Raw genomic sequence first — 24859 nt, 5'->3', positions numbered from 1 at the left:
GCGCCGAGCGCGGGTCTGGAGGGCTGCCGTGATTCGGCTCAGGCGCGATCGACGGAGAAGGCGATCACCTCGCTGAGGCGCTCGGCCGACAGCGCCAGCATGATCAGGCGATCGACGCCCAGCGCGACCCCGGAGCTGTCCGGCATCCCGTGCTCCAGCGCCGCCAGCAGGTGTTCGTCGATCGGCTGCTGCGGCAGCCCCGCCGCCGCCCGTTTGCGATTATCCTGCTCAAAGCGCAGGCGCTGCTCCGCCGCGTCGGTCAGCTCATGGAAACCGTTGGCCAGCTCTACGCCGCGGTAGTAAACCTCAAAGCGCTCCGCGACGCGGTGGTCCTCGGTACTGATCTGCGCCAGCGATGCCTGGCTGGCCGGGAAATGGTAGACGAACGCCGGACGCTCTTTACCAATATGGGGCTCGACGCCAAAGGCAAATAACAGCTGCAGCAGCGTGTCGCGATCCTCTTCATTATCGGCGACATTGCTTAAATCCAGTTTTGCCGCCGCCTCACGCAGCTGCGTTTTATCGGCAGAGAGCGGATCGACATCCAGGTGACGAATAAAGGCCTGCTGATAAGAGAGCGTTTCGGCACTTTCACATTCGAGCACCTGCTGCAACAAATCATCCACTTCATTCATCAACCGATACATATCGTAATGCGGACGATACCACTCCAGCATAGTAAATTCCGGATTGTGATAGCGTCCGGACTCTTCATTGCGGAAGCTGCGGCACAGCTGATAGATGGGGCCGCTGCCGGCGGCCAGCAGCCGCTTCATGTGATACTCCGGGCTGGTCATCAGATACAGCGTCATCCCCTGCGCTACCCCGGGACCGACAAAGTGGGTCTGAAAGGGAACCAGGTGAACATCCGTTACCGTGGCCTGGCTCATCGACGGGGTGTCGACCTCCAGCACGCCGCGATCTGAGAAAAACCGCCGGATGGTGGACAGGATGCTGGCGCGCTTCAACAAATTGGCCACAGGTGCACTGGGCTGCCAGCTTGCCGTATCGCTCATGATGATAACTCCGAAATAAAACAGGATGGGCAGTCTACCCGCTTCTCAGCGCAGATGACAGTTTTCGTCGCCGGGGTGCGCCGGGCCCACTCCCGTCTCATCGCCCACGGCGCGCCGTCAACGGCGATGGATAGCGACTAGCTTCCTAATAGATGTATCCGCAAATTATTTACATTGTTCTAAAAAGCAAATAAAACATATTAAAAATAGAATATAACGACAGAAACATTATTAAGATCACGTTTTACTATATTTTCCCGCCCTAAAAAGGATAAAACACCCAACCACGTCAATTTTCTACTACTTCAATATGGGTATAATTTTCGGATTCGAACTTATAAAACATAACCATTCCCATGCGTAATAAGGACAGCGGCTACATCTATGCTACCTTTCTTTAATACGTATTCTGGAATGGTTATTCGTTTTTAAACGTTACTTTACCATTGAACACCCGGAGGAATGCAGTGCAAACCTTTAACGCAGACCTTGCCATCGTCGGGGCTGGGGGTGCTGGCTTACGAGCAGCGATTGCCGCCGCCGAGGCCAACCCTCAACTGAAGATTGCCTTAATCTCAAAAGTGTACCCGATGCGCAGCCATACCGTGGCGGCGGAAGGCGGTTCCGCGGCCGTCACTCAGGCTCATGACTCTTTCGATTTCCACTTCCACGATACCGTTGCCGGTGGTGACTGGCTGTGTGAGCAGGACGTCGTCGATCACTTCGTACATAACTGCCCGCGCGAAATGACCCAGCTGGAGCTGTGGGGCTGTCCGTGGAGCCGTAAACCTGACGGTTCGGTCAACGTACGTCGTTTCGGTGGCATGAAGATTGAACGCACCTGGTTTGCCGCGGATAAGACCGGCTTCCACATGCTGCACACCCTGTTCCAGACCTCACTGAAGTATCCGCAGATCCAGCGTTTCGATGAGCACTTCGTGCTGGATATCCTGGTGGATGACGGTCAGGCCCGCGGCGTCGTCGCCATCAATATGATGGAAGGCACCATGGTGCAGATCCGCGCCAACGCCGTTATCCTGGCGACCGGCGGCGCAGGCCGCGTATACCGCTACAACACCAACGGCGGCATCGTCACCGGCGACGGTATGGGCATGGCCTTCAAACACGGCATTCCGCTGCGTGACATGGAGTTCGTTCAGTATCACCCGACCGGTCTGCCGGGCTCAGGTATCCTGATGACCGAAGGCTGCCGCGGCGAAGGCGGTATTCTGGTCAACAAAGACGGCTACCGTTACCTGCAGGATTACGGCCTCGGGCCGGAAACCCCGCTGGGCGAGCCGAAGAACAAGTACATGGAGCTGGGGCCACGCGACAAAGTGTCTCAGGCTTTCTGGCACGAATGGCGCGCAGGCCGCACCATCTCTACCCCGCGTGGCGATGTAGTCTATCTGGATCTGCGTCACCTCGGCGCCAAGAAGCTGCACGAGCGTCTGCCGTTCATCTGTGAACTGGCCAAGGCCTACGTCGGCGTCGATCCGGTCAATGAGCCGATCCCGGTACGTCCGACCGCGCACTACACCATGGGCGGTATCGAAACCGACCAGAACTGCGAAACCCGCATCAAGGGCCTGTTCGCCGTCGGCGAATGTTCCTCTGTCGGTCTGCACGGCGCCAACCGCCTGGGCTCCAACTCCCTGGCTGAGCTGGTGGTCTTTGGCCGCGTCGCCGGTGAAAGCGCCCTGCAGCATCTGCAGAATGTCACCCCGGCGAACGGCACGGCGCTGGACGCACAGGTGAAAGACATCGAGGGCAACCTCAAAGCGCTGGTTAACCAGGAAGGCAACGAAAACTGGGCGACCCTGCGCGATGAAATGGGCACCTCCATGGAAGAAGGCTGCGGTATCTACCGTACCACCGATCTGATGCAGAAGACGGTCGACAAACTGGCCGAGCTGAAAGAGCGCTTCAAACGCGTCAAGATCACCGATACCTCCAGCGTATTCAACACCGAACTGCTGTATGCCATCGAGCTGGAGCACGGTCTGAACGTCGCCGAATGTATGGCGCACTCCGCCATTAACCGTCGCGAATCCCGCGGTGCTCACCAGCGCCTGGATGAAGGCTGCACCGAGCGTGATGACGTAAACTTCCTGAAGCATACGCTGACCTACTTCAATGAAAGCGGCGCCCCGCGCATTGAGTACAGCGATGTGAAGATCACCAAGCTGCCGCCGGCCAAACGTGTATACGGTGCCGAAGCAGAAGCTCAGGAAGCCAAGAAGAAAGAGGAAAAAGCGAATGGCTGAGATGAAAAACCTGAAAATGGAAGTCATGCGCTACAACCCGGAACAGGATGCCGAGCCGCGCTTTGTGACTTACGAGGTGCCGTATGATGACACCACTTCCCTGCTGGATGCCCTGCTGTATGTGAAGGACAATCTGGCGCCAGACCTCTCCTTCCGCTGGTCCTGCCGCATGGCTATCTGTGGCTCCTGCGGGATGATGGTCGATAACGTACCGAAACTGGCCTGTAAGACCTTCCTGCGCGACCACCCGAACGGGATGCGCGTTGAGGCGCTGGCCAACTTCCCGGTTGAGCGCGATCTGGTGGTCGATATGACCCACTTTATCGAGAGCCTGGAAGCGATCAAACCGTACGTCATCGGCAACGATCGCAAACCGGAAGACGGTACCAACAAGCAGACCCCGGCGGAGATGGAGAAATACCATCAGTTCTCCGGCTGCATCAACTGTGGCCTGTGCTATGCCGCCTGCCCGCAGTTTGGTCTGAATCCGGAGTTCATCGGCCCGGCCGCGATCACCCTGGCTCACCGCTACAACCTGGACAACCGCGACCACGGTAAGAAAGAGCGTATGCCGGTACTGAACACCCAAAACGGTGTTTGGAGCTGTACCTTCGTCGGTTATTGCTCTGAAGTTTGCCCGAAACACGTGGATCCGGCTGCGGCCATCCAGCAGGGCAAGGTAGAAAGTGCCAAAGACTTCATGATCGCAATGCTGAAACCGCAATAAGGGAGACTCGATTGCAATGACGACTTCAACCAAACGCAAACCCTATGTGCGGGGTATGTCATCCAACTGGTGGCAAAAGCTGGGTTTCTATAAGTTCTACATGCTGCGCGAAAGTTCAGCGCTGGAAAACGTCTGGTTCAGCATTGTGCTGATCTACGGCGTATTCTCGCTGAAAGACGGTGCCGCAGGCTGGGAAAGCTTCGTTGCCTTCCTGCAAAACCCGCTGGTACTGGTCCTCAATATCATCTCCCTGCTGCTGGCCGTGCTGCATACCAAGACCTGGTTTGAGCTGGCGCCGAAGGCGGCCAACATCGTGGTAAACGATGAGAAGATGGGCCCGGCACCGATTATCAAGGCGCTGTGGGTTGTCACTATCGTCGCTACCGTGGTGGTTCTGGGCCTGGCCCTGCTGTAACCGAGGAGAATGCATGATGAACAATAAAGTCTACAAACGTTCTGACGAGCCGGTTTTTTGGGGTCTGTTTGGCGCAGGCGGTATGTGGGGAGCTATCTTCGCGCCGGCCGTGATCCTGATCGTCGGTATTCTGCTGCCGCTGGGGATGTTCCCGGATGCGCTGACCTTTGAGCGCGCCCTGAGCTTCAGCCAGAGCATCATTGGCCGTATCTTCTGGCTGCTGATGATCATTCTGCCGCTGTGGTGTGGTCTGCACCGTCTGCATCACATGATGCACGATCTGAAGATCCACGTGCCGGCAGCCAGCTGGGTATTCTATGGCCTGGCGGCCATTCTGAGCGTAGTGGCGCTGATCGGGATCTTTACCCTGTAATCCGCCCTGTGACGAAAAAGCCTCCTGCGGGAGGCTTTTTTTATGGGGCCGCATCCGCGCGGCGGGCGCTAAGCGTGGCTAAACTTAAGCCCCAGTATCCCGCAGAGGATAAGCCCCAGGCTCAACAGACGCAGAGGGCTGGCCGACTCGCCCAGCAGGACAATCCCCATGATCGCAGCGCCGACGGCGCCAATGCCGGTCCAGACCGCATAGGCGGTACCGGCTGGCAGGGTTTTCATCGCATGGGCCAGCAGCAGCACGCTAGCGGCCATCGCCAGCAGCGTAACCACGCTGGGCCACAGACGGGTAAATCCATGGGAATACTTTAAACTGATGGCCCAGACCACTTCGAGCAGGCCGGCTATCAGCAATACAATCCAAGACATGATGGTGTCCAACGACGGGCAGGGGCGTCCCTGAAAAAAGCGGCATGTGCGGGTCGTCCCGCACAGGAGGAGCCGTAGGCGGCATCCCCAGGTGTTTCTCTACCATACCCTTCCCGGCAGATGATGGGAACGCCATGCGCCGCGATGAGCAAAAAAAATCCGCGCCAGGCGCGGTTTTCTTCAGCGAGAGGGATTACTTCACGCGGGAGACATATTCGCCAGAGCGGGTATCCACCTTGATGACTTCGCCGATCTGAACGAACAGCGGAACCTTAACCACCGCGCCGGTGGTCAGGGTTGCCGGCTTACCGCCGGTACCGGCGGTATCCCCTTTCAGGCCCGGATCGGTCTCAACGATTTCCAGCTCAACGAAGTTCGGCGGGGTAACCGCGATAGGCTGGCCGTTCCACAGGGTAACCACGCACTCGGCCTGATCCAGCAGCCACTTAGCGTTGTCGCCAACGGCTTTGGCATCGGCAGCCAGTTGCTCAAAGGTCTCGTTGTTCATGAAGTGCCAGAACTCACCGTCGTTGTACAGGTAAGTCAGGTTCACATCCATCACGTCGGCGCCTTCGGCGCTATCGGTCGACTTGAAGGTCTTTTCGATCAGCTTGCCGGTCAGCAGACGGCGCAGCTTAACGCGGGCAAAGGCCTGGCCTTTACCCGGTTTGACGAATTCACTGGATTCAACGGCGTAAGGTTCACCGTCCATCATGATTTTAAGACCGGAGCGGAAATCGTTGCTAGAATACGTTGCCATAAAGGCCCTCTGAATAATTTACTTGGTAGCTTAGCCAAAAAAATGGCACATATTGTAACCCAAAAAGGGCAGCCGAGAGAAGATTGGCTGCAACAACTTGCCGACGTTGTCACCGACCCCGCCGACTTACTGGCCCAGTTGGGCCTTTCTGACCATCCACAGTGGCTGGCAGGCTGCGAGGCTCGTCGCCTGTTTCCTCTGCGGGTACCGCGCGCCTTCATCAGCCGGATCCGCCGAGGCGATCCTAACGATCCCCTGCTGCGCCAGGTGATGAGTGACGCCGCCGAGTTTATTGAAACCCCCGGTTTCTCCACCGATCCGCTGGAGGAACAGCACAGCGTCGTTCCCGGTCTGCTGCACAAGTACCAAAATCGGGCGCTGCTGTTGGTCAAAGGCGGCTGTGCGGTCAACTGCCGTTACTGCTTCCGCCGCCACTTTCCCTATCAAGAAAACCAGGGAACCCGCGCCAATTGGCAGCGAGCGGTGGCGTACCTGCGTGAACACCCGGAGCTGGATGAGATCATTTTCTCCGGCGGCGATCCGCTGATGGCCAAAGATCACGAGCTGGACTGGCTGTTCACCCAGCTGGAGCAGCTGCCGCACCTCCGGCGCCTGCGTATCCACAGCCGTCTGCCGGTGGTGATCCCGGCACGCGTGACCGATGCGCTGTGCCAACGTATGGCGGACTCCCGTCTGCAGATGGTGCTGGTCACCCATATTAACCACGCCAATGAGATTGATGAAGCGCTGAGCGAGGCCATGGGGCGACTGAAGCAGGCCGGCGTGACCCTGCTGAATCAGAGCGTACTGCTGCGCGGCGTTAACGACAGCGCCGATACGCTGGCGGCCCTGAGCAATGCGCTGTTTGACGCCGGCATTCTGCCCTACTATCTGCACGTTCTAGACAAGGTGCAGGGCGGGGCCCACTTTATGGTGCCGGATGATGAGGCGCGTCGCCTGATGCATGGGCTGCTGGCCCAGGTCTCCGGTTATCTGGTACCGCGCCTAACCCGCGAAATCGGCGGTGAACCGAGCAAAACCCAGCTGGATCTGCATCTGCGCCAGCAATAATTCCCCGCAAACGCTGTATCGGCCTGCGCCTTCGGCGGGCAGGCCGCCTCTCCATAGCCACGCAAGCGGCAACAAACGTCACACTTCAGAAACAAAATAGTGCTAATAACCATAAATTTTAACTATTTGTTAAACTGAAGCGATCCAGCCATATGCTTTAACCGACCATTTACGTTATAAATACACCGCGATAATTCATCATACCAATAATGTTAATCTGCGTTTGTTAGGGAAATTTATGCCTGCATACTTACCATTTTTTCTGGGTATCCTGCCGCTTGCTGTCATGATCATCCTGATCCTGAAACTGAAAACCCCGATCCATCTCGCCGTACTGATCACGCTGGCGCTGACGCTGGCGGTCACCGGCCTGTATTGGCATACGCCGCTGCAAACCCTGGGATCTGCGCTGATCTATGGAGCCTTAAAAGGACTGTGGCCGATCGTCATCGTGATCCTGGGCGCTATCTACAGCTATAACCTGATGCTAAAGACCGGCAGCATGGACATCCTGCGCGACGTACTGGCCGCCGTCAGCGACGATAAGCGCATTCAGGTTCTGCTGATCGCCTGGTGCTTCGGCGGCTTCCTGGAGGCGGCCGCCGGCTACGGTACGGCGGTGGCTATCCCCATCGGGATCCTGATCGCGCTGGGCTTTAACCCACTCAAGGCCGCCATCGCCTCGCTGGTTGCCAATACCGTACCGACCGCCTTTGGCGCCGTCGGCATCCCGGTCTCGATTCTGGCTGAGCAGGTCAATCTGCCGGTCACCGCGCTGAGCGGAACCATCATCTCCCAGCTGGCCCTGTTTAATATTCTGCTGCCGTTTGTCATCGTCGCCATCATCGGCGGCGGTGTCAAAGCCCTGCGCGGCGTCTTCACGCTGACCCTGCTGTGCGGCATCTCGACCCTGATTCCGCAGTACCTGGTCGCCATCAAGCTGGGCGCCGAGCTGCCCGCCTTTGCCGGTAGCCTGGTCAGTCTGATCGTTGTCACCCTGATGGCCAAGGCGCGGCGCGGCGAGACCGCCGCCGAATACCGCATTGACGGCGCCCATCTCAAGGGCAACGTCCGCTATTCCGCCCCACAGCTGCTGCGCGCCTGCGCAATCTACCTACTGATCTTTATTTTCATTCTGCTGTGCTCACCGCTGTTTCCGGCGATCCGCTCGACCGTCGCCCAGGTCGCCAGCGTTCTGCCCTTCCCGCTGGCCAACGGCCAGGTGCTGAAGCTGAAGATCGACTGGATCGCGACGCCAGGCGTTCTGATCATCATCGCCACCCTGATAGGCGGGGTGATTCAGGGCGCCGCCCTGCGCCAGATGCTGCAGGTTTTCGTCGCCACGGTGAAGCAGCTGAAAAACTCCATCATCGCCATCAGCGCTATCGTCGCCATGGCGACGGTCATGGACGTCAGCGGGCTGATCGCCACCCTGGCACAGACTCTGGTTAACGTCACCGGCGGCGGCTATCTGTTTATCGCCCCGATCATCGGCGCGCTGGGGACCTTTGTCACCGGCAGCGACACCAACTCCAACGTGCTGTTTGGCAAGCTGCAGACCATGGCGGCGGAAAAGCTGCACGTCGATCCGCTGTGGCTGGCGGCCGCCAATACCTCGGGGGCCACCGGCGGCAAGATGATTTCGCCGCAGAGCATCGCCATTGCCGTCTCGGCGACCCGCATGGATGGCCAGGGCAGCGCCATCATGTCCGGAACCCTGAAGTACTGCTGCGCCTATATCGTTATTCTGGGGCTGAAGGTCGGTCTGGTCTATTACCTATTTATGTCTTAATCAATTGAATTAAATAATATTTTATTTTCTGCAATGGAGATTTTCTGTCGTGAACGTCAACTTTTTCGTCACCTGTCTTGGAGACGCCCTTAAGTCGCGCATGGCGCGCGACAGCGTACTGCTGCTGGAGCAGCTGGGCTGTACGGTCCACTTCCCGGAAAAGCAGGGATGCTGCGGCCAGCCGGCCATCAACGGCGGCTACGTTAAGGATGCTATTCCGGGAATGAAGACCCTGATCCGCGCGCTGGAGGAGAACGACGACCCGATCATCTCGCCGGCGGGCTCCTGCACCTATGCGGTCAAGAGCTATCCCAGCTACCTGAGCGACGAGCCTGAGTGGGCGCTGCGCGCCGAGCGCGTCGCCAACCGGATGGTCGACCTCACCTCCTTTATCGTCAATACCCTCGGCGTTCAGGACGTGGGCGCCCGTCTGCCGGGACGGGCGGTCTACCACCCCTCCTGCAGCCTGCTGCGCAAAATGAAGGTCCGCGAGGAGCCCCTGACGCTGCTGAGCCACGTCCGCGGGCTAGAGCTGCTGCCGTTCCCCGCCGCCGAAACCTGCTGCGGCTTTGGCGGCACCTTCTCCATAAAAATGGCCGAGATCTCCGGCGAGATGGTGAAGGAGAAGGTCAGCCACATGATGGAGGTCCAGCCGGAGTATCTGATCGGCGCCGATATCAGCTGCCTGATCAACATTGGCGGCCGCCTGCAGCGCGAAGGGCTACCGGTCAAGGTGATGCACATCGCCGAAGTGCTGATGAGCCGTTAAGGGGGGATGTCATGTCATTGAAAACCAGCGATGTAAAATTTAAGGATCGCATTCGGCTCCAACTGGATGATGCGGTCATGCGTAAGGCGGTAGCCAACGCCCAGGAGCGCATCGGCGCCAACCGACAAAAAATGGTGGATGAGCTGGGGCACTGGGATGAGTGGCGCGAACGCGCCGAACAGATCCGCGATCACGTGCTCGATAACCTGGACGCCTACCTGTACCAGCTGGCGGAAAAGGTGACGGAGAACGGCGGAAAGGTCTACTTTGCCAAGACCAAAGAGGACGCCACCCGCTACATTCTGCAGGTTGCTCAGGCCAAAAACGCCAAAAAGGTGGTGAAAGCCAAGTCGATGGTCACCGAAGAGATCGGCATGAACCACGCGCTGCAGCAGGCGGGAATCCAGGTGGTGGAGACCGATCTGGGCGAATACATTCTGCAGCTGGATCAAGATCCGCCCTCCCACGTGGTGGTGCCCGCGATCCACAAGGATCGCACCCAGATCCGTCGGGTACTGCATGAGACTCTGGGATACGACGGGCCAGAGACGCCGGAGGCGATGACCCTGTTTATCCGTCAGAAGATCCGCCAGGACTTCCTCAGCGCCGACATCGGCGTCACCGGCTGTAACTTTGCCGTCGCCGAAACCGGCTCGGTCTGTCTGGTGACCAACGAAGGCAACGCCAGGATGTGCACGACCCTGCCGCCGACCCATATCGCCGTAATGGGGATGGAGCGCATTGCCCCCACCTTCGAAGAGGTGGATGTGCTGATCACCATGCTGGCGCGCAGCGCGGTCGGCGCCAGACTGACCGGCTACAACACTTGGCTGACCGGCCCGCGCGAGGCGGACAACCTTGACGGTCCACAGGAGTTCCACCTGGTGATCGTCGATAATGGCCGCTCCAGCATTCTCGGCTCGCCGTTCCGCGCCGTTCTACGCTGTATCCGCTGTGGCGCCTGCATGAACACCTGTCCGGCCTATCGTCACATTGGCGGTCACGGCTACGGCTCCATCTATCCGGGACCGATTGGGGCGGTGATCTCACCGCTGCTGGGCGGTTATGCGAACTTTAAGGATCTTCCCTACGCCTGCTCGCTGTGTACCGCCTGCGACAGCGTCTGCCCGGTCAATATCCCGCTCTCCAAACTGATCCTGCGTCATCGTCAGGCCATGGTCGAAGCCGGCCTGCCGCCGAAGGCGGAGCAGCGCGCGACCCGGCTGTTTACCTATGCCAACAGCCACCCTGGGCTGTGGAAGGTCGGCATGATCGCCGGCGCCAGGGCCGCCAGCTGGTTCATTAAAGGCGGCAAGGCGCCCATCAACGCTGGGGCGCTGGCGGAGTGGACCGCCGCGCGCGATCTGCCGCAGGCCGATGGCGAGAGCTTCCGCAGTTGGTTTAAACAGCACAAGGCGCAGGGGAATAAATAATGAATAATCGCGATGAATTTCTGGCCACGATCGCCCGCCAGCTGGGGCGCGAAGTCCGTCATACTCCACAGCCTCGGCCCCAGCCCATCAATGACTATGCCCAAACCCGTCTGACAGAGCTCAGCCCACAGCAGCGCTGCGACGCCTTTATCGACGTCGCTAGCAACGTGATGCTGGCGCACTGTGAGCGCTGCAGCGAGGCCGAGGCCGCCCAAGCGGCGCTGCACCTGTGCCAGCGCTATGGCCAGACGCCAACCCTCGTCAGCGGGGATCAACGCCTGGCGCAGCTGGGGATCACCGAAACGCTGGTGAGAGAGTGTCCGGCGACGGTATGGGATCCGGCGCTCGGCGCAGAGAATCTGCGTATGGCGGAGCAGGCCAAGGTTGGCGTAGTCTACGCCGAATATGGGCTAACCGAGTCCGGCGGCGTGGTGCTGTTCTCTTCGGCGCTGCGCGGGCGGGCGCTAAGCCTGCTGCCGGAGTCCTCCGTCTTTGTGCTGCGTAAGAGCACCATTCTACCGCGGGTGGCGCAGCTGGCCAGCCTGCTACACCAGCGCGCGCAGCGGGGGGAGCGGATGCCATCCTGCATCAACCTGATCGGAGGACCCAGTTCGACCGCAGATATCGAGCTGATTAAGGTCGTCGGGGTGCACGGACCGGTAAACGCCGCCTATCTGATCGTTGAAGACTGCTAAACGGCGACGTCGGCGCCCTCACTAAAAAAGCCGCGGCCCTCAGGCCGCGGCTTTTTTGAACCGACGCTCCCTGTCACCATCACTCAGTTCGGGCATTTATAAACCTGTCCGCTCATCTTGCTATCCAGCGGAGCAAAGCTGGACCAGAAGCTTTCGCTCGGGCTGACGGCGCCGTAGACCACGTTGCCCCCCATTGCGGCAGCCTTGTTGCGCAGATCGTTAGCGGCGGCGCGCATGGAGCTGGTTTCACCGCCCTGACCCGATAGCCAGTTGCTCTGGGTCCCCACCGCTTCGCCCAGCAGTTGGCATTCGGTGCCCGGCTTCGTATCGGTAAACTTCACCTGCTGCCCGGCGGAAGACAGCTGAGTCATGGTACTGCACCCTGCCAGCAGCATGACGGCTGCCAGACCCAGTAACCCTTTAATCCGCATCTTATTCCCCATTTGATGTGTAAATGTTATCCGAATAATACCAGAATCCGTTGGTAACACTGAATAAATGTGGCGTACTGGCGCACAGACGGCTCGGGAGCCCTCCGGCCGATCCCGGTATATCACCGCATACTAGTGTATCTGAAACCCGCGAGGCCACAATGCGATGACAAAATTTCGCGCGACATCATACGCCGGACATAAAAACGTAAGCCACGCCCATTGCGTCACAATGCCGTCAGGTGCTCGGCGTGCGCCCCTTTTCAACCATACAGCGTCATGACGCCAATGGAAACTCGCCTCAAATGCCAGCGCTCACCCCCGCGACACCACAGAGGATGGCCCTGAAAATCCACCGTTGCCGATATACGTACGGGCTTCAACATGGCCCCTATCTCGGCCATATCGGCTTTAATACTGCATGACCTCCTCAGCCGCCGCGCTATACACCTCGGCGCCCCTAGGAGCATCACTGACGACCTCACGCAGACAAACTCCCTCGGCAATATACTCGCCCGTCAGGAGACATGAACGCCAGCGTTCATTCGCTGCCTTGCCATTCCATTACTATTTATCTTAATGGTTAACGCGGTAAGACGAAAAGCGTGTCTCGGCAGCCTAAATCAGGCCAAATTAAGCTATCGGGAAAGCTTAATGCAACAAGACACGCTATCAGCCTTCATATTATAGCGATACTTGACCATGAATATGATGGAAGGCGTAAAGAAAAATTAAATCACAACATATATTCAGATGGTTTTCTGTTAAAGAATGATTTAAATACCCTGGCAAAATAAGAGATGCTTTCATAACCACACATATTTGCCACTTGCGATATATTATACTCGCCAATGCGCAAAAGCTTTATCGCCTGGTTCATTCTTGCATTAAGATAAATATCACTAAACGTTGTTTTTTCCGACAATAGCTTTCTTTTTAGCGTAGCTCTACTCATGAAGAGCCTATCCGCTATATCCTGCTGCGACCATTTATAGCTAATGTTCGTTATGATAATGTCATACACCTTATCTCTTAGTAAGTAAGAGGACGCCCCTCTAAAGAGAGATAGCGCATCTGCCTCTCTAACAAAGTAAGAGAGTAGAAAAAAAAGATAGGCTGCTTTTTTTTCCTTCGATAAGGATTGAGTTTGTGTCTTTTTTTTAAAAAGCTGAAAGGCTATCAGGGCTTCTCTATCCACCTTGGTAGATAAGAAATTAACCATCACACGCTTTCTTAAGGCCAACTCATTCTCGACATCAAAAAAAAATATCGGTATGCATTTTTTATCGTCTCGGTATCCAACTCTAAAATATCATACAGTGGTTTTTTTTCATCCGCCTTCAATGCGATGATGACCGTTTGGTTTTTAGCCAAAAAAAGTAACGATGTGCCAGATACCGTTTTCTCCTTAGCGTTTTCACTATAAATTGTCATTTCGCCCTCAGTTAGCCGTATCAAGATAGATTTAAATATCTTTAGACTAAAGAGAGATGATAAAACATTCACTCTATTTTTATATCTATCCATGGGCACACAAAGATAAGCATCACTGCTTTTCACTCCTTGAGAAATAGTTATTTCTTGTTCATCACACGTCATCATGGTTACTCAATAAAATCCACTACTATCAAATAGTTACATATCGGTCATGTTTTTGTTATTGCCGATAACGAGTCCAATTACACCTGTGTGACAATGAGTCATAAATAATGCGCCATAAATATAATAGATTAAAATATATAATTACAATTCTATCTCATTAGTTAATGATTCTTTTTGGCACACTATATATTAGCAAAATGACATTAACCTTGTATTTTTGGCTAAACAATCAAAATCATTAGCTCAACACACCACGAATCGATAAAAAAACCTGATATATCTATGGTTAAATTTCAAAAAACACAAAAATGAGCCAAATGGTTCAGAGATCAATCCAATCACGCTCACCGTTTTCAGACCATTACGCTACCCTAGAAAAACAATTTTTATCTTGACATTGTTACTTTAGCCATGTCTTCGCATAGCCGCATGGTTGTTTATTACGAATGGAACAGGTGTAAACGAGTATGTTTAAATATACATATGACATATTGAACTTAATAAGCAAGAAAAGGCTAAGTTCCATACTGCCATTAATCAATGGACGTCCCAGAAAGTCCAACAGCACATCGTCGAATAAACCCATCGCACGTAAAATGGCGACGCCACCACAGCCCATCAAGATTAAGGTGATGGCGTGGTGTAATATTATCACTCAGATACTATTCCCTATCGCGATTTCATTTTCGCCAAGTATGAGTCTTGCGGCCGCGCAGCGCAGTTCGATGCAAATACACGCACAATCAACTGAACCCTATATTTTAAAAAAGGGTGAAACGGTAGGCAGCGTCGCGAAAAAACTGGGCGTAACGGTTAGCCAACTAAAAAAAATAAACCAGTTTCGTAAGTTCGCCCACGGTATCGACAAGATCGGTGCCGGCGATGAAATTGATATTCCCCACTCAGGCTCCTCGCTGACCAAGCCGGGCTCACCTGCTGCCGCAACGCCGCTCTCTCCGCACGCCGATACATCGGAAAGAGAGAGCCGAGTTGCAGGCCAACTGATGGGCGTAGGGCGCGTACTGGCATCGCCCCAGTCATCCAATGCTGCATCGGAAATGGCGCGATCTTGGGCCACGGCTGCCGCCAATGATGAAATCGTCAAATGGTTAAGTAAATACGGCACCGCGCAACTTCAACTTAATATCGATAAAAACTTTTCGCTTGATGGAAGCGCACTTGACTGGCTATTGCCGTTTTACGACACACCGACAACGACAACCTTTACCCAGTTAGGCTTTCGCAATAGAGATCATCGCAATACGCTAAATATCGGTATTGGTACTCGTACCTTATCCAACAATTGGTTATTCGGGGTAAATGCCTTTTACGATCATGACCTGAGCGGAAAAAACTCACGCCTTGGCCTAGGGAGCGAGGCATGGACCGACTATTTACAACTCTCACTTAATGGTTACCTACGCCTGAGCGACTGGCATCAGTCACGTGATCTGGCTGATTATAATGAACGCCCGGCAAATGGCTTCGATGTCAGAGCCAATGCCTGGATGCCTACATTGCCACAGTTAGGTGGGAAGTTAATGTATGAGCAATACTTCGGGGATGCGGTAGGGCTATTTGGTAAGGATAACTTACAGCGTAACCCTTACGCCTTTACCGTAGGTGTAAACTATACCCCCTTCCCCCTATTAACGTTGGGTGTTGACCAGCGTTTGGGTAAAAATAGCGAGCATGATACCCAATTCAATGTACAGCTAAACTATCGTATTGGCGATGACTGGCGAGCTCAAGTCGATCCCTCCGCCGTTCCCCATTCTCGTCTGATTTCCGAGAGCCGCTATAATCTGGTTGAGCGTAACAACAATATCGTCTTAGAGTACCAAAAACAGAATCTTATGCATTTATCCCTGCCCAGCGACACCCTCAGTGGGCAGCCGGGCTCGGAGCATATGATCAGTGCCATATTGCAAACTAAATATGGCTTGCAGGATATTGTTTGGCAGGACGCTGAGTTTATTTCAGCGGGCGGAAAGCTACAGCGCCAGGACAAAACCCACTTCAACCTAACCCTACCCTCTTATCGCTATAGCGCTACGGCAAGGCGCAGCGGCAGCCACGCGACAGCGCAAGCTGAAATCGCGGCCAATACTTATCACCTGAGCGCCACGGCATTTGATACGAAAGGAAATCAATCCAACACCATCAATCTGACGGTTACCGTTGAGCCACCGACCGTTTTTCAGGGTAAGTTCGAAGTTCAGCATGATAACGCCGTAGCGAATGGCAGCGACGCCATCAGCGTGGATTACATCCTCACCGATGAGAGCGGGGGCCGCGTCGCGAATAAAACGATCCTGATGACGACCAATAATGGCGCTAAACCAAGCAATGCTGAGATAAATACGGATCAGCATGGCGTAGCGCGCCTGAATGTCACGAATACGGCGGCGGGCGCGACGCTTATCACGGCAACCGTGAATGGCGTAAGCCAAACGCAGTCGGTGAATTTTATCGCGGACAGCGCACATCCCGATGCTAATAAGTCGATACTCCTGGCCAGCCCCAAGAGCATCATCGCCAACGGTAAAGACGCCACGGCGCTGACGCTGCAGCTGAAGGATGCCTATGGCAACCCGATTAGTGGGCAGAGCGTGACCTTTATCAGCAGCGAAAGCAGCGGCATCACGGTCAGCAGCACCACCGACAGCGGTAACGGCAACTACAGCGCCACCCTGAGCGGAACCCGCGCGGGTCCCCTCCAGATAACGGTCGCGATCGATGGCAAACCGCTGCTAGGGCGCTCCGCGCCAGTAACCCTGACAGCCGACAGCAGCCAGCCCGACGCCGCCAAGTCAACCCTGACAGCCACGCCCGATCATATCGTGGCCAACGGGACAGACGCCGCAACGCTGACGCTGACGCTAAAGGATATCAATGACAATCCGATCGACGGGCAGAAGGTGGCGTTCATTAGCAGCGAGCGTGACGGCGTCGCTATCAGCCACACCACCGACCATGGCAACGGCAGCTACAGCGCCACCTTGAACGGTACCCGCGCGGGTACAACCCAGGTGACGGTGACAGTCGATGGCAAACCGCTGGCGGTGAGTGCCGCAGCGGTCACCCTGAGCGCCGACGGCAGCAGGCCTGATGCAACCCGTTCACTCTTGGAAGCCAAGCCCAGCCAGATCGTGGCTAACGGGACAGAGGCCGCCGCGCTGACGCTGACGCTGAAAGATGTCAACGGCAACCTGATTAGCGGGCAGCGCATCGCCTTTATCAGCAGCGAAAATACCGGCATCACCGTCAGCAGCGCGACGGATGAGGGCAACGGCCGCTACACGGCCACCCTGCGCGGTACCCGCGCGGGCATCACCCAGGTGTCGGTGACGATCGATGGCACACCGCTGGCGGTACACGCCGCGCGGGTGACCCTGACGGCGGACAGCAGCAACCCGAATGCCGACAAATCGATCCTCGAGGCCAACCCCAGCCGGATCGTGGCCAATGGCGTCGATGCCGCCACGCTGACGCTGACGCTGAAGGATATCAACGATAATCTGATTAGCGGGCAGAGCGTGGCCTTTATCAGCAGCGAAAAGAACGGCGTTAACATCAGCAATACCACCGACGAGGGCAACGGTCGCTATCGCGCCACCCTGAGCGGCACCCGTGCCGGTATCACTCAGGTAACGGTGGCGGTCGATGGTAATCCGCTGGCGGTGAGCGCCGCGACGGTGACCCTGACCGCCGACAGCAGTAAACCGGATGCCGCCCTGTCCACCCTGGAGGCTAAACCCAACCAGATCGTGGCTAACGGAACGGAGGCCGCCGCACTGGCGCTGATGCTGAAAGATGTCAACGGCAACCCGATTAGCGGACAACGCATCGCCTTTATCAGCAGCGAAAACACCGGCATCGTCATCAGCGGCGCGACGGATGAGGGCAACGGTCGCTATAGCGCCACCCTAAAGGGTACCCGGGCCGGCGCGACACAGGTAACGGTGACGGTCGATGGCAAGCCGCTGGCGGTGAGCGCCGCGACGGTAACCCTGACCGCCGACAGCAGTAAGCCGGATGCCACTCTATCGACCCTGGCGGTGACCCCCAACCAGATCGTGGCTAACGGAGCCGATAGCGCCGCGCTGGCGCTGATCCTGAAGGATATCAACGGCAACCCGATTAGCGGGCAGAGCGTAGCTTTTATCAGCAGCGAAAAGAACGGCGTTCGCATCAGCCAGACCACCGACGAGGACAACGGCCGCTATAGCGCCACCCTGAGCGGCACCCGTGCCGGTATGACCCAGGTAACGGTGACCGTCGATGGCAAACCGCTGGCGGTGAGTGCCGTAACGGTAACGCTGCATGCCGACAGCAGTAAACCCGACGCCAGCCTGTCCAGCTTCGCGGTTAATCCACATGAGATCGTCGCCAATGGGAGCGATGCCGCCACGCTGACGCTACTGCTGAAGGATATCAACGATAATCCACTGGCGGATCAGAACGTGGCGTTTATCAGCAGCGAAACGAACGGCGTTAGCATCACTACCACCGCCGATGAGGGGAACGGTCGCTATAGCGCGACGTTGACCGGCACCCGCGCCGTCAGCACCCAGATTACCGTGAAGGTCAATGGCGTCACGCTGGGCGTCGCGGCAGAGACCGTCCGCCTGAAGGCGGACAGCAGCAATCCGGATGCGGGGCAATCCGCACTGGTTGTCGATCCGTCGCGTATCGTTGCCAATGGTAAGGATAACGCCACCTTGACGCTCACGCTGAAGGACGTGAACGGTAACCTGCTGGCCGGACAAACGGTCGCATTCAGCGGCGATCTGGGTATCGTCGTTGGACGCACGGTGGATCATGGCGATGGTACCTATAGCGCCGTACTCACCGCCGGTATCACCGCGGGTAGTGCACGCATCCTCACCACGGTCAACGGCAATGAATTGCGGCTGAATGCGCCCAGCCTGACCCTGACCGCCGATAGCAGCCAGCCCGATGCCACCAAGTCGACCCTGGCAGCGAAGCCCGATCAGATCGTAGCTAACGGGACAGAGGCCGCGGCGCTAACGCTGACGCTGAAGGATATCAACGGCAACCCGATCAGCGGGCAAAACGTGAAATTTGTCAGCAGCGAAAAGAGCGGAATTAGCGTCGGCAATACCAGCGACGAGGGTAACGGCCGTTATCGCGCCGCGCTGAGCGGCACCCGAGCCGGTATGACCCAGGTGACGGTGACGATCGATGGCAATCCGCTGGCGGTGAACGCCGCGACGGTGACCCTGACCGCCGACAGCAGTAAGCCCGACGCCGCTCTGTCGACCCTGACGGCCAAGCCTGAGCAGATCGTGGCCAATGGGATAGAGGCCTCCACGCTGACGCTGGCGCTGAAGGATATCCACGATAACCCGATCAACGGGCAGCGCGTGGCCTTTATCAGCAGCGAGAATACCGGTATCACCGTCAGCAGTACCACGGATGACGGTAGCGGTAATTATAGCGCCACCCTGAGCGGTACCCACGCCGTCAGTACCCAGATTACGGTAACGGTTAATGGGGTCGCCTTGGCTATCGATGCGAAGACCGTCAATCTGACGGCGGACAGCAGCAATCCCGATGCCGCCAAGTCCAGCCTTAAGGCCACCCCCGAGACTATCGTGGCCAACGGGAGCGATGCCTCGACGCTGACGCTGACGCTTAAGGACGTCAACGGCAACCTGATTAGCGGTCAGACGGTCGCCTTTATCAGCAGCGAGCACGACGGCATCACGGTAAGCGGTACGACCGATAACGGGAATGGCGACTACAGCGCGACGCTGCAGGGAACCCGCGCCATCGGCACGCAGATAACGGTAACGGTGAATGGCCAGCCGCTCGCGGTGAGCGCGGCGACGGTGACCCTGACCGCCGACAGCAGCCACCCCGATAGCGCCAGATCGACATTGGTAGCTGCGCCAACGCAGATCGTGGCCGACAGCACCCAGGCCTCGACGCTGACGCTGATGCTGAAGGATATCAACGACAACCCGATTAGTGGGCAGGATGTCGCGTTTATCAGCAGTGAAAAGGACGGTATTCATCTCACGGCCACCGCGGAAAAAGGTAACGGTAGCTATAGCGCGACCCTGACCGGTACCCGCGCGGGCACGACCGAGATAACCGTTACCGTCGGCGGCAAAGCGCTGGCCGTGCATGCGGCGACGGTGACGCTCATCGCCGACAGCAGTAAACCCGACGCCACGCTATCCACCCTGGAGGCTAATCCGTATAACCTTGAGGCAACTACGGGAACCTCGGGGAGAGCAACATTGACCCTGACCCTGAAAGATGTGCATGGTAATCCCATCACCGGACAAGAGGTCGTTCTGTCCACCGATTTAGGCTCCATCAGCGATGGGGGTAGGACGACCGGCCATGCCGACGGTACCTATACGGCGACGATCTATGCCGGCACCGCGGCGGGGATCGCCCATGTGACCACCCAGCTAAATGGCAGCGCATTCCCGCTCAATCTGGAGGTTCCCATCAATGGCGATAGCTCCGCGCCAGACCCCAGCAAATCGAGCGTCGAAGCAACGCCAAACCTGATCGTGGCCAACGGCGTAGAGACATCCGCATTAAAATTGACCTTGAGGGATGCACACCTAAATCCTATCTCGAGTCAGGATGTGAAATTTATCAGCAGTAAAACCAATGGTATTACTATCAGCTCCACGACACCCCTGAATGACGGTACCTACCATGCAACTCTCGCGGGGACCGAAGCGTTCACAACCACCATCACCGTGACGGTGAATGGCAATCCGATGAATGCATCGCTGCATACTACGGTAACGCTGAATGGCAATAAGGATCACCTGGATAGTGCACAGTCAACCCTGGCACTCGATAACGCTACCGCGGAGGCGAATTCACCCATCGCATTAACCCTAACATTGAAAGATACACATGGTAATCCGGTAAGCGGACAGCGCGTGAAATTTATCAGTAGCGCACCGGAGTACTCCACGTTCGGGGCGGTGAGAGATGATGGAAACGGCGTCTATACGGCGACGGTATCTAATATCATTCCGGGAAGTATCGATATTTCAGTCGAAGTGAATGGCACAGCGCTTGCTACGCTCACTGAAAAGGCGACATTTACCGCAATGAACGTAGTGATTTCAGATACAAAAACCCAAAATAATCAGCTGTCAGTTAATCCCGGAACGGAGGGTTCTAGACCGACCGCAACCAATCTTTATCTGCTGAGGAACAGTGACAACAAGGTATTAGCGGCACGCTATGGCGTCAACAGCAGTGAGTGGGGGGCATTCGATATAGGTAACGGACTCTCTGATAGCGATGAGTACAGTGTCTTAGCCTCAAATGGCGCGGGAGCCTATCGATGGGCAATCTACAAATATCAACTTAAGAGGAACTATGCCGAGGCGTTGGTGGGGTGGAATACATTATTGGATAATACAGCCCGACATTATGACGTAGGGACACGCCTGTGGAATAACACGACATCTGTCGATTATCCAGTGCCGACCATGGCTAGCCTCGACTGCTCCATGGTGAAAACCTGCCTATAAAACAGGCTATACATTAAAGCAGTACACATAAACCTCAGGGGTTGCGATGGTTCGCCCCCTGGGGTTTCTTTATTAGAGAAATACGCCGCGACTCATCGTCTGATAGACCAGGCTGATTACCCCCCCACCTTTTGCTTCATAGCCAGTGTCCCACCGAGCCTTCGGCCTGCCCTTACCCGGCAAGACAACGGTACCAGGCAGAACAACGTCGCGAGATACCCACGAGTGGACGACTTCACTCTAAATCCAGTCGACGTCGACAGGCGATCAGGCGGAAATGGGAACCCTCAGACGAGATAGCGCGATACTGCCGTCGTCAGACTTGGACGCCAAAATCCGTCCCTAGAACCTCGGCCGGGCTGATGTCATCCCGGACCAAGCGTATTTATGGCGTCCAGCGCAAAAGCGCAATCCCATCGCCCGATGGCCGGTAGCCTATCCTATTGGCACACGTCATGGCCGTCGTCGGATGATATAAAACCGTACGCCGTACCACTGTCGCCGTCGTCATAGCGATAGTGAATAAGAAAAATAGCGCAAACCCATATTCGCCACGCGGTTCAACGCATGCATATGCCCTCTCTTGAGGAGAGACTGGTTAGATGCGCCATAAGCAAACACGCCGTATTTATTTGCCACGAAGGGATATGCCAGCGCACAGCGTTTCCCTCGATGGGCCATGAGGGTCATTCACGCTGCGTGCATCCAGAGATACCGGCGTGGGGCTGAGCAGAGCACCAACGTTATTGCCGGTAATCCGTTCCGAACGTTGCCGTCCACGTTAGCCGCCGTCGATAGCGTTAATCGCGAATGCCTACCCCCGCGTCAAAGGGGAGTATCATCGCGCTAAGAAGGGTCATCACGGAGAATACAGGAAGGGTTTCGAAGGGGTCACGGTGGTCATTCTGTCTACACACCGGCTCCCCCTTAAGACGACTCACCGCCCGGGAAAGTCAGCAGAGAATGCCCCGCTCGCGTCATTTAACGGCGGTTTTCGCGATGAGCCGAGCGTAATTTGGCGTCTGCCGTAGGGGACTACATCGGTAAATATCGCGGAATCATAACGGGAGGATACCCGACATAGCCCTGATGCGCCGGAAAAGAACCAGACGCCGGAGCAACGTATCCGAAGTCTGTAAAAAAGTGCATTCCGCTGATGTCACCACGCAGCAAAACAGGGAGGCGCGCCGCTAACAGCGCAGCCTACATCCCTAGCGTTTAATTTTTAGCATGGGTATATTGATTACAGAATCATTGTGACTCATCACCTCGCCATATGGCAATGTCACTATCTGGGTAAACATATTTTTCAACGCGATATCATGCGTCGCAAAAAATACAATGGCGTGCGCATAGCAACTCTTGATCTCCTCAAGAAAGGTGATAGCATCAGCGGATGATAAAAAAGATGTCGACTCATCTAAGAAGATAACCTCTGGTTTTTTAAACAATGCCATGCACAGCAAGACCTTCTGCCTTTCACCGTTGGACAAGTTAAGCTCATCCACATATTTCTCATCTATATTTTCTCGAGAAAGCGTGAGTTTCTTACAGCACAACGATAAGATGTCGATGATATCCTGATCGTTAACAATGCCATAGACCATAAAGTTTTCACGCAACGTTCCCTTGATAAAGCGGCTATTTGTCGAGTGATAGGATATACAGTTATTAATATAGTCCGCGGACACATTCTTTATATCGACATTATTTAATTTAATCGTACCAGAGTAATCATTAAATGAGTTCGACAATGCTTTTATTAATGATGACTTACCTGTCCCTGAGGCCCCGGTGATACCAATGATATCGCCCGGCACCGCACTTAAAGACAACCCGTTAACCAGAGCGCTATCAAGAAATGGAATGGTTAGATGACTAACGGAAAAGTTTTCTATGTGAGAGATGGCGATACCATTATGGGAAATACATTGATCTCGATCCTTTAATAACTCCCCCAAACTACTCTTGATATGAAAGGCATGGAGTTTAGATAAATACATCTTATTGATACCACCAACTAACGCACCAGATAGGCGAGAATTGATTATCATGATAGCAATAATAGATGCGGTAGTTAGCGCACCATTGACCACTGCAAAATAAGAGCAAATGAACATAACCACCATGGAGACAAACGAATTGGACTTTATCAACTCAGCCCAGTGGTGATTATCAATATTCATCTCCATCTTGGTATATTCATCTTTAGTGGTCTTATCCATTAACAACTTCTCACAGAAATTTCCGCGTAAAAACTTCAGCTCTTTCCTTTTCTCTTCCAAAGAAATCAATGTGGACATTTTTTCATAGCTAGAGGTGTTCGTTTGCAACGTTTTCTTATATGCAGAAAAACGCACGTAAACACATAAAAAAGTCAATATGATATAGTAAATAAAAAGCGGAAAGGCATATATGCTCATCATGGAAAACAGGCAAACAAGAAACAAAAGAGCCAAAGAAAAATCAACGGGAATCAATGGATATGACTCCCATAGGGCGGTGGCAGATGAGTCTATTGTTCTAATTTTTACCGCTGCATTACGACAGTTAGATAGCTTCAACAAATATAAATAGAACGCATTGCATGTGATGTTGTTTGTTTTAACTTGCTGGGCCGTTTTCGCATACACAATACTTTTAAGCAACAACTCCAGTATGACAAAAAGGATGAACACTCCCGTCACAAAAAATATCGAATTGTATGAATCACTGTAAATCAATCGTGTGTTAAACAAGTTGGAGTACAGCGGGGTGATTAATGCAAAAAATATCAACCCCAATGAAAAATAACTAGCTCTCGGTGTCATTTTTTTTATGGCAGAGAAAGCATCATTATCATCTATTTTTTTTAGCTCTTTCGATAAAAAGAACACTCTCTTGTTGATTAAGTCATCGTTTGCAATGGTGATGGATGATGTTAAGTTAATTAGCCTATTACTCTCCCTCTGCAAAATAATATAGTTGGACTCACCCCACTCGACCACAAATGTTTTTGGCAGTGACGTGTTATTCTGATATGAGACAGAGGTAACAGTGAACTCAAAAAAATAATTAACAATATACTCATTAATATTAATGATAACATCCTGCATTTCGGTGCTTTTATTTTTCGTATTAAAGCGCTCACCTTCGATGAAACAATATTTACGCATGATATCAAAAAAATTATTTTTCATCGCTCAACTCTTCCACAACACAATTATTTTTACTGAGCGGTTTATAAATAGGCTGCTCAACTATTATAGTTTTATCTTTTAATGCCACCTTAAGCACAAGATAATTATATGTAAGGTATTTCCTTGCCATTTCCATATTCAAGTTATAACCGTAGGTACAATACAACTTCACCGATGAATCTTTGTCCGCTAATGGCAAGATATCTTTAGCTGATATTGAATAGCCTTGCTCTGCGCCAATTATAGCGACAGACTGTTCCGGATTGTCATATATTAAGTTCGCTACATTAATTTCATTTTCATTCTCTAAAAGAATGGCAATAGTATTAGCTAGCAATATTGACATTAACAATATCATTATCGCGACTGCAGATGATAAAGCAGAAACAAATCCCAACATAA

The 24859-nt window shown here is 54.5% G+C and carries 18 protein-coding genes; 10 read left to right on the top strand and 8 right to left on the bottom strand.

All coding sequences use genetic code 11. The features are described from left to right. Positions 1-38 precede the first annotated feature (38 nt). Positions 39-1016 (bottom strand): elongation factor P--(R)-beta-lysine ligase, encoded by a 978-nt coding sequence (gene epmA / locus BRD58_RS01945; RefSeq protein ID WP_012847216.1) that lies wholly within the window; start codon positions 1014-1016, stop codon positions 39-41. A 467-nt stretch (positions 1017-1483) separates the two neighbouring features. On the opposite strand from epmA, the gene frdA reads away from it, so the two are divergent. Genes frdA through frdD form a run of 4 tightly spaced genes read left to right on the top strand, consistent with a single transcriptional unit; the run spans position 1484 to position 4798 of the window. Then, a complete protein-coding gene (gene frdA, locus BRD58_RS01940) occupies positions 1484-3283 on the top strand; it encodes a fumarate reductase (quinol) flavoprotein subunit (RefSeq protein ID WP_015460789.1) in 1800 nt (599 codons plus the stop codon). Beyond that, positions 3276-4010, top strand: coding sequence for a succinate dehydrogenase/fumarate reductase iron-sulfur subunit (locus tag BRD58_RS01935; RefSeq protein ID WP_012847213.1), 735 nt, complete (start codon positions 3276-3278; stop codon positions 4008-4010). Before frdA ends, BRD58_RS01935 begins: the two co-directional genes overlap by 8 nt. Positions 4011-4026: 16 nt before the next feature. Beyond that, positions 4027-4425 (top strand): fumarate reductase subunit FrdC, encoded by a 399-nt coding sequence (gene frdC, locus BRD58_RS01930; protein WP_014524167.1) that lies wholly within the window; start codon positions 4027-4029, stop codon positions 4423-4425. Between the two features lie 16 nt (positions 4426-4441). After that, complete coding sequence (gene frdD / locus BRD58_RS01925) at positions 4442-4798, top strand: fumarate reductase subunit FrdD (protein ID WP_015460788.1); 357 nt, start codon at positions 4442-4444, stop codon at positions 4796-4798. A 68-nt stretch (positions 4799-4866) separates the two neighbouring features. Here frdD and sugE read toward each other — a convergent pair whose 3' ends face one another. Together sugE and efp are read right to left on the bottom strand one after the other, a co-directional pair. Next, positions 4867-5184, bottom strand: a complete 318-nt coding sequence (gene sugE / locus BRD58_RS01920) for a quaternary ammonium compound efflux SMR transporter SugE (RefSeq protein WP_069578066.1) — start codon at positions 5182-5184, stop codon at positions 4867-4869. Between the two features lie 193 nt (positions 5185-5377). Beyond that, positions 5378-5944, bottom strand: coding sequence for an elongation factor P (efp, locus tag BRD58_RS01915; protein ID WP_012847208.1), 567 nt, complete (start codon positions 5942-5944; stop codon positions 5378-5380). A 42-nt stretch (positions 5945-5986) separates the two neighbouring features. Between efp and epmB the strand changes: the two genes are divergently transcribed. The 5 genes from epmB (at position 5987) to BRD58_RS01890 (ending at position 11704) form a co-directional block, all read left to right on the top strand. Further along, a complete protein-coding gene (gene epmB, locus BRD58_RS01910; protein WP_015460786.1) occupies positions 5987-7015 on the top strand; it encodes an EF-P beta-lysylation protein EpmB in 1029 nt (342 codons plus the stop codon). Positions 7016-7253: 238 nt separating this feature from the next. Continuing rightward, positions 7254-8807, top strand: coding sequence for an L-lactate permease (locus BRD58_RS01905; RefSeq protein ID WP_012847207.1), 1554 nt, complete (start codon positions 7254-7256; stop codon positions 8805-8807). A gap of 49 nt (positions 8808-8856) precedes the next feature. Next, positions 8857-9576: a (Fe-S)-binding protein gene (locus BRD58_RS01900; protein WP_012847206.1), complete on the top strand. Its 720-nt coding sequence runs from the start codon at positions 8857-8859 to the stop codon at positions 9574-9576. Between the two features lie 11 nt (positions 9577-9587). Further along, positions 9588-11009, top strand: coding sequence for a LutB/LldF family L-lactate oxidation iron-sulfur protein (locus tag BRD58_RS01895; protein ID WP_012847205.1), 1422 nt, complete (start codon positions 9588-9590; stop codon positions 11007-11009). Continuing rightward, positions 11009-11704, top strand: coding sequence for a LutC/YkgG family protein (locus BRD58_RS01890; RefSeq protein WP_034168849.1), 696 nt, complete (start codon positions 11009-11011; stop codon positions 11702-11704). Before BRD58_RS01895 ends, BRD58_RS01890 begins: the two co-directional genes overlap by 1 nt. 83 nt (positions 11705-11787) lie before the next feature. On the opposite strand, the gene BRD58_RS01885 is transcribed toward BRD58_RS01890, so the two are convergent. The 3 genes from BRD58_RS01885 to BRD58_RS01875 form a co-directional block, all read right to left on the bottom strand. Beyond that, a complete protein-coding gene (locus BRD58_RS01885; RefSeq protein WP_012847203.1) occupies positions 11788-12135 on the bottom strand; it encodes a DUF4156 domain-containing protein in 348 nt (115 codons plus the stop codon). 736 nt (positions 12136-12871) lie between these two features. Further along, on the bottom strand, positions 12872-13357 hold the full coding sequence (locus BRD58_RS01880; RefSeq protein WP_052219212.1) for a helix-turn-helix domain-containing protein: 486 nt from the start codon (positions 13355-13357) through the stop codon (positions 12872-12874). An 11-nt stretch (positions 13358-13368) separates the two neighbouring features. Next, positions 13369-13737 (bottom strand): hypothetical protein, encoded by a 369-nt coding sequence (locus BRD58_RS01875; protein ID WP_133175649.1) that lies wholly within the window; start codon positions 13735-13737, stop codon positions 13369-13371. Between the two features lie 467 nt (positions 13738-14204). On the opposite strand from BRD58_RS01875, the gene BRD58_RS01870 reads away from it, so the two are divergent. Then, the gene (locus BRD58_RS01870; protein WP_073381483.1) at positions 14205-21278 is read left to right on the top strand and encodes an invasin domain 3-containing protein; all 7074 of its coding nucleotides are present in this window, start codon (positions 14205-14207) and stop codon (positions 21276-21278) included. 1211 nt (positions 21279-22489) lie between these two features. Here the strand turns inward: BRD58_RS01870 and BRD58_RS01865 are convergent. Beyond that, positions 22490-24457 (bottom strand): ATP-binding cassette domain-containing protein, encoded by a 1968-nt coding sequence (locus BRD58_RS01865; RefSeq protein WP_073381481.1) that lies wholly within the window; start codon positions 24455-24457, stop codon positions 22490-22492. After that, a complete protein-coding gene (locus BRD58_RS01860) occupies positions 24447-24857 on the bottom strand; it encodes a hypothetical protein (RefSeq protein ID WP_226079118.1) in 411 nt (136 codons plus the stop codon). The genes BRD58_RS01865 and BRD58_RS01860 overlap by 11 nt, the downstream gene beginning before the upstream one ends. Between the last annotated feature and the right edge of the window lie 2 nt (positions 24858-24859).

Origin of the sequence: Edwardsiella piscicida (assembly GCF_001896205.1) — a bacterium.
Taxonomy (GTDB): Bacteria; Pseudomonadota; Gammaproteobacteria; order Enterobacterales; family Enterobacteriaceae; genus Edwardsiella; species Edwardsiella piscicida.
The sequence above is the reverse complement of the archived record's forward strand: the minus strand, read 5'-3'. Positions and strand labels throughout refer to the sequence as shown.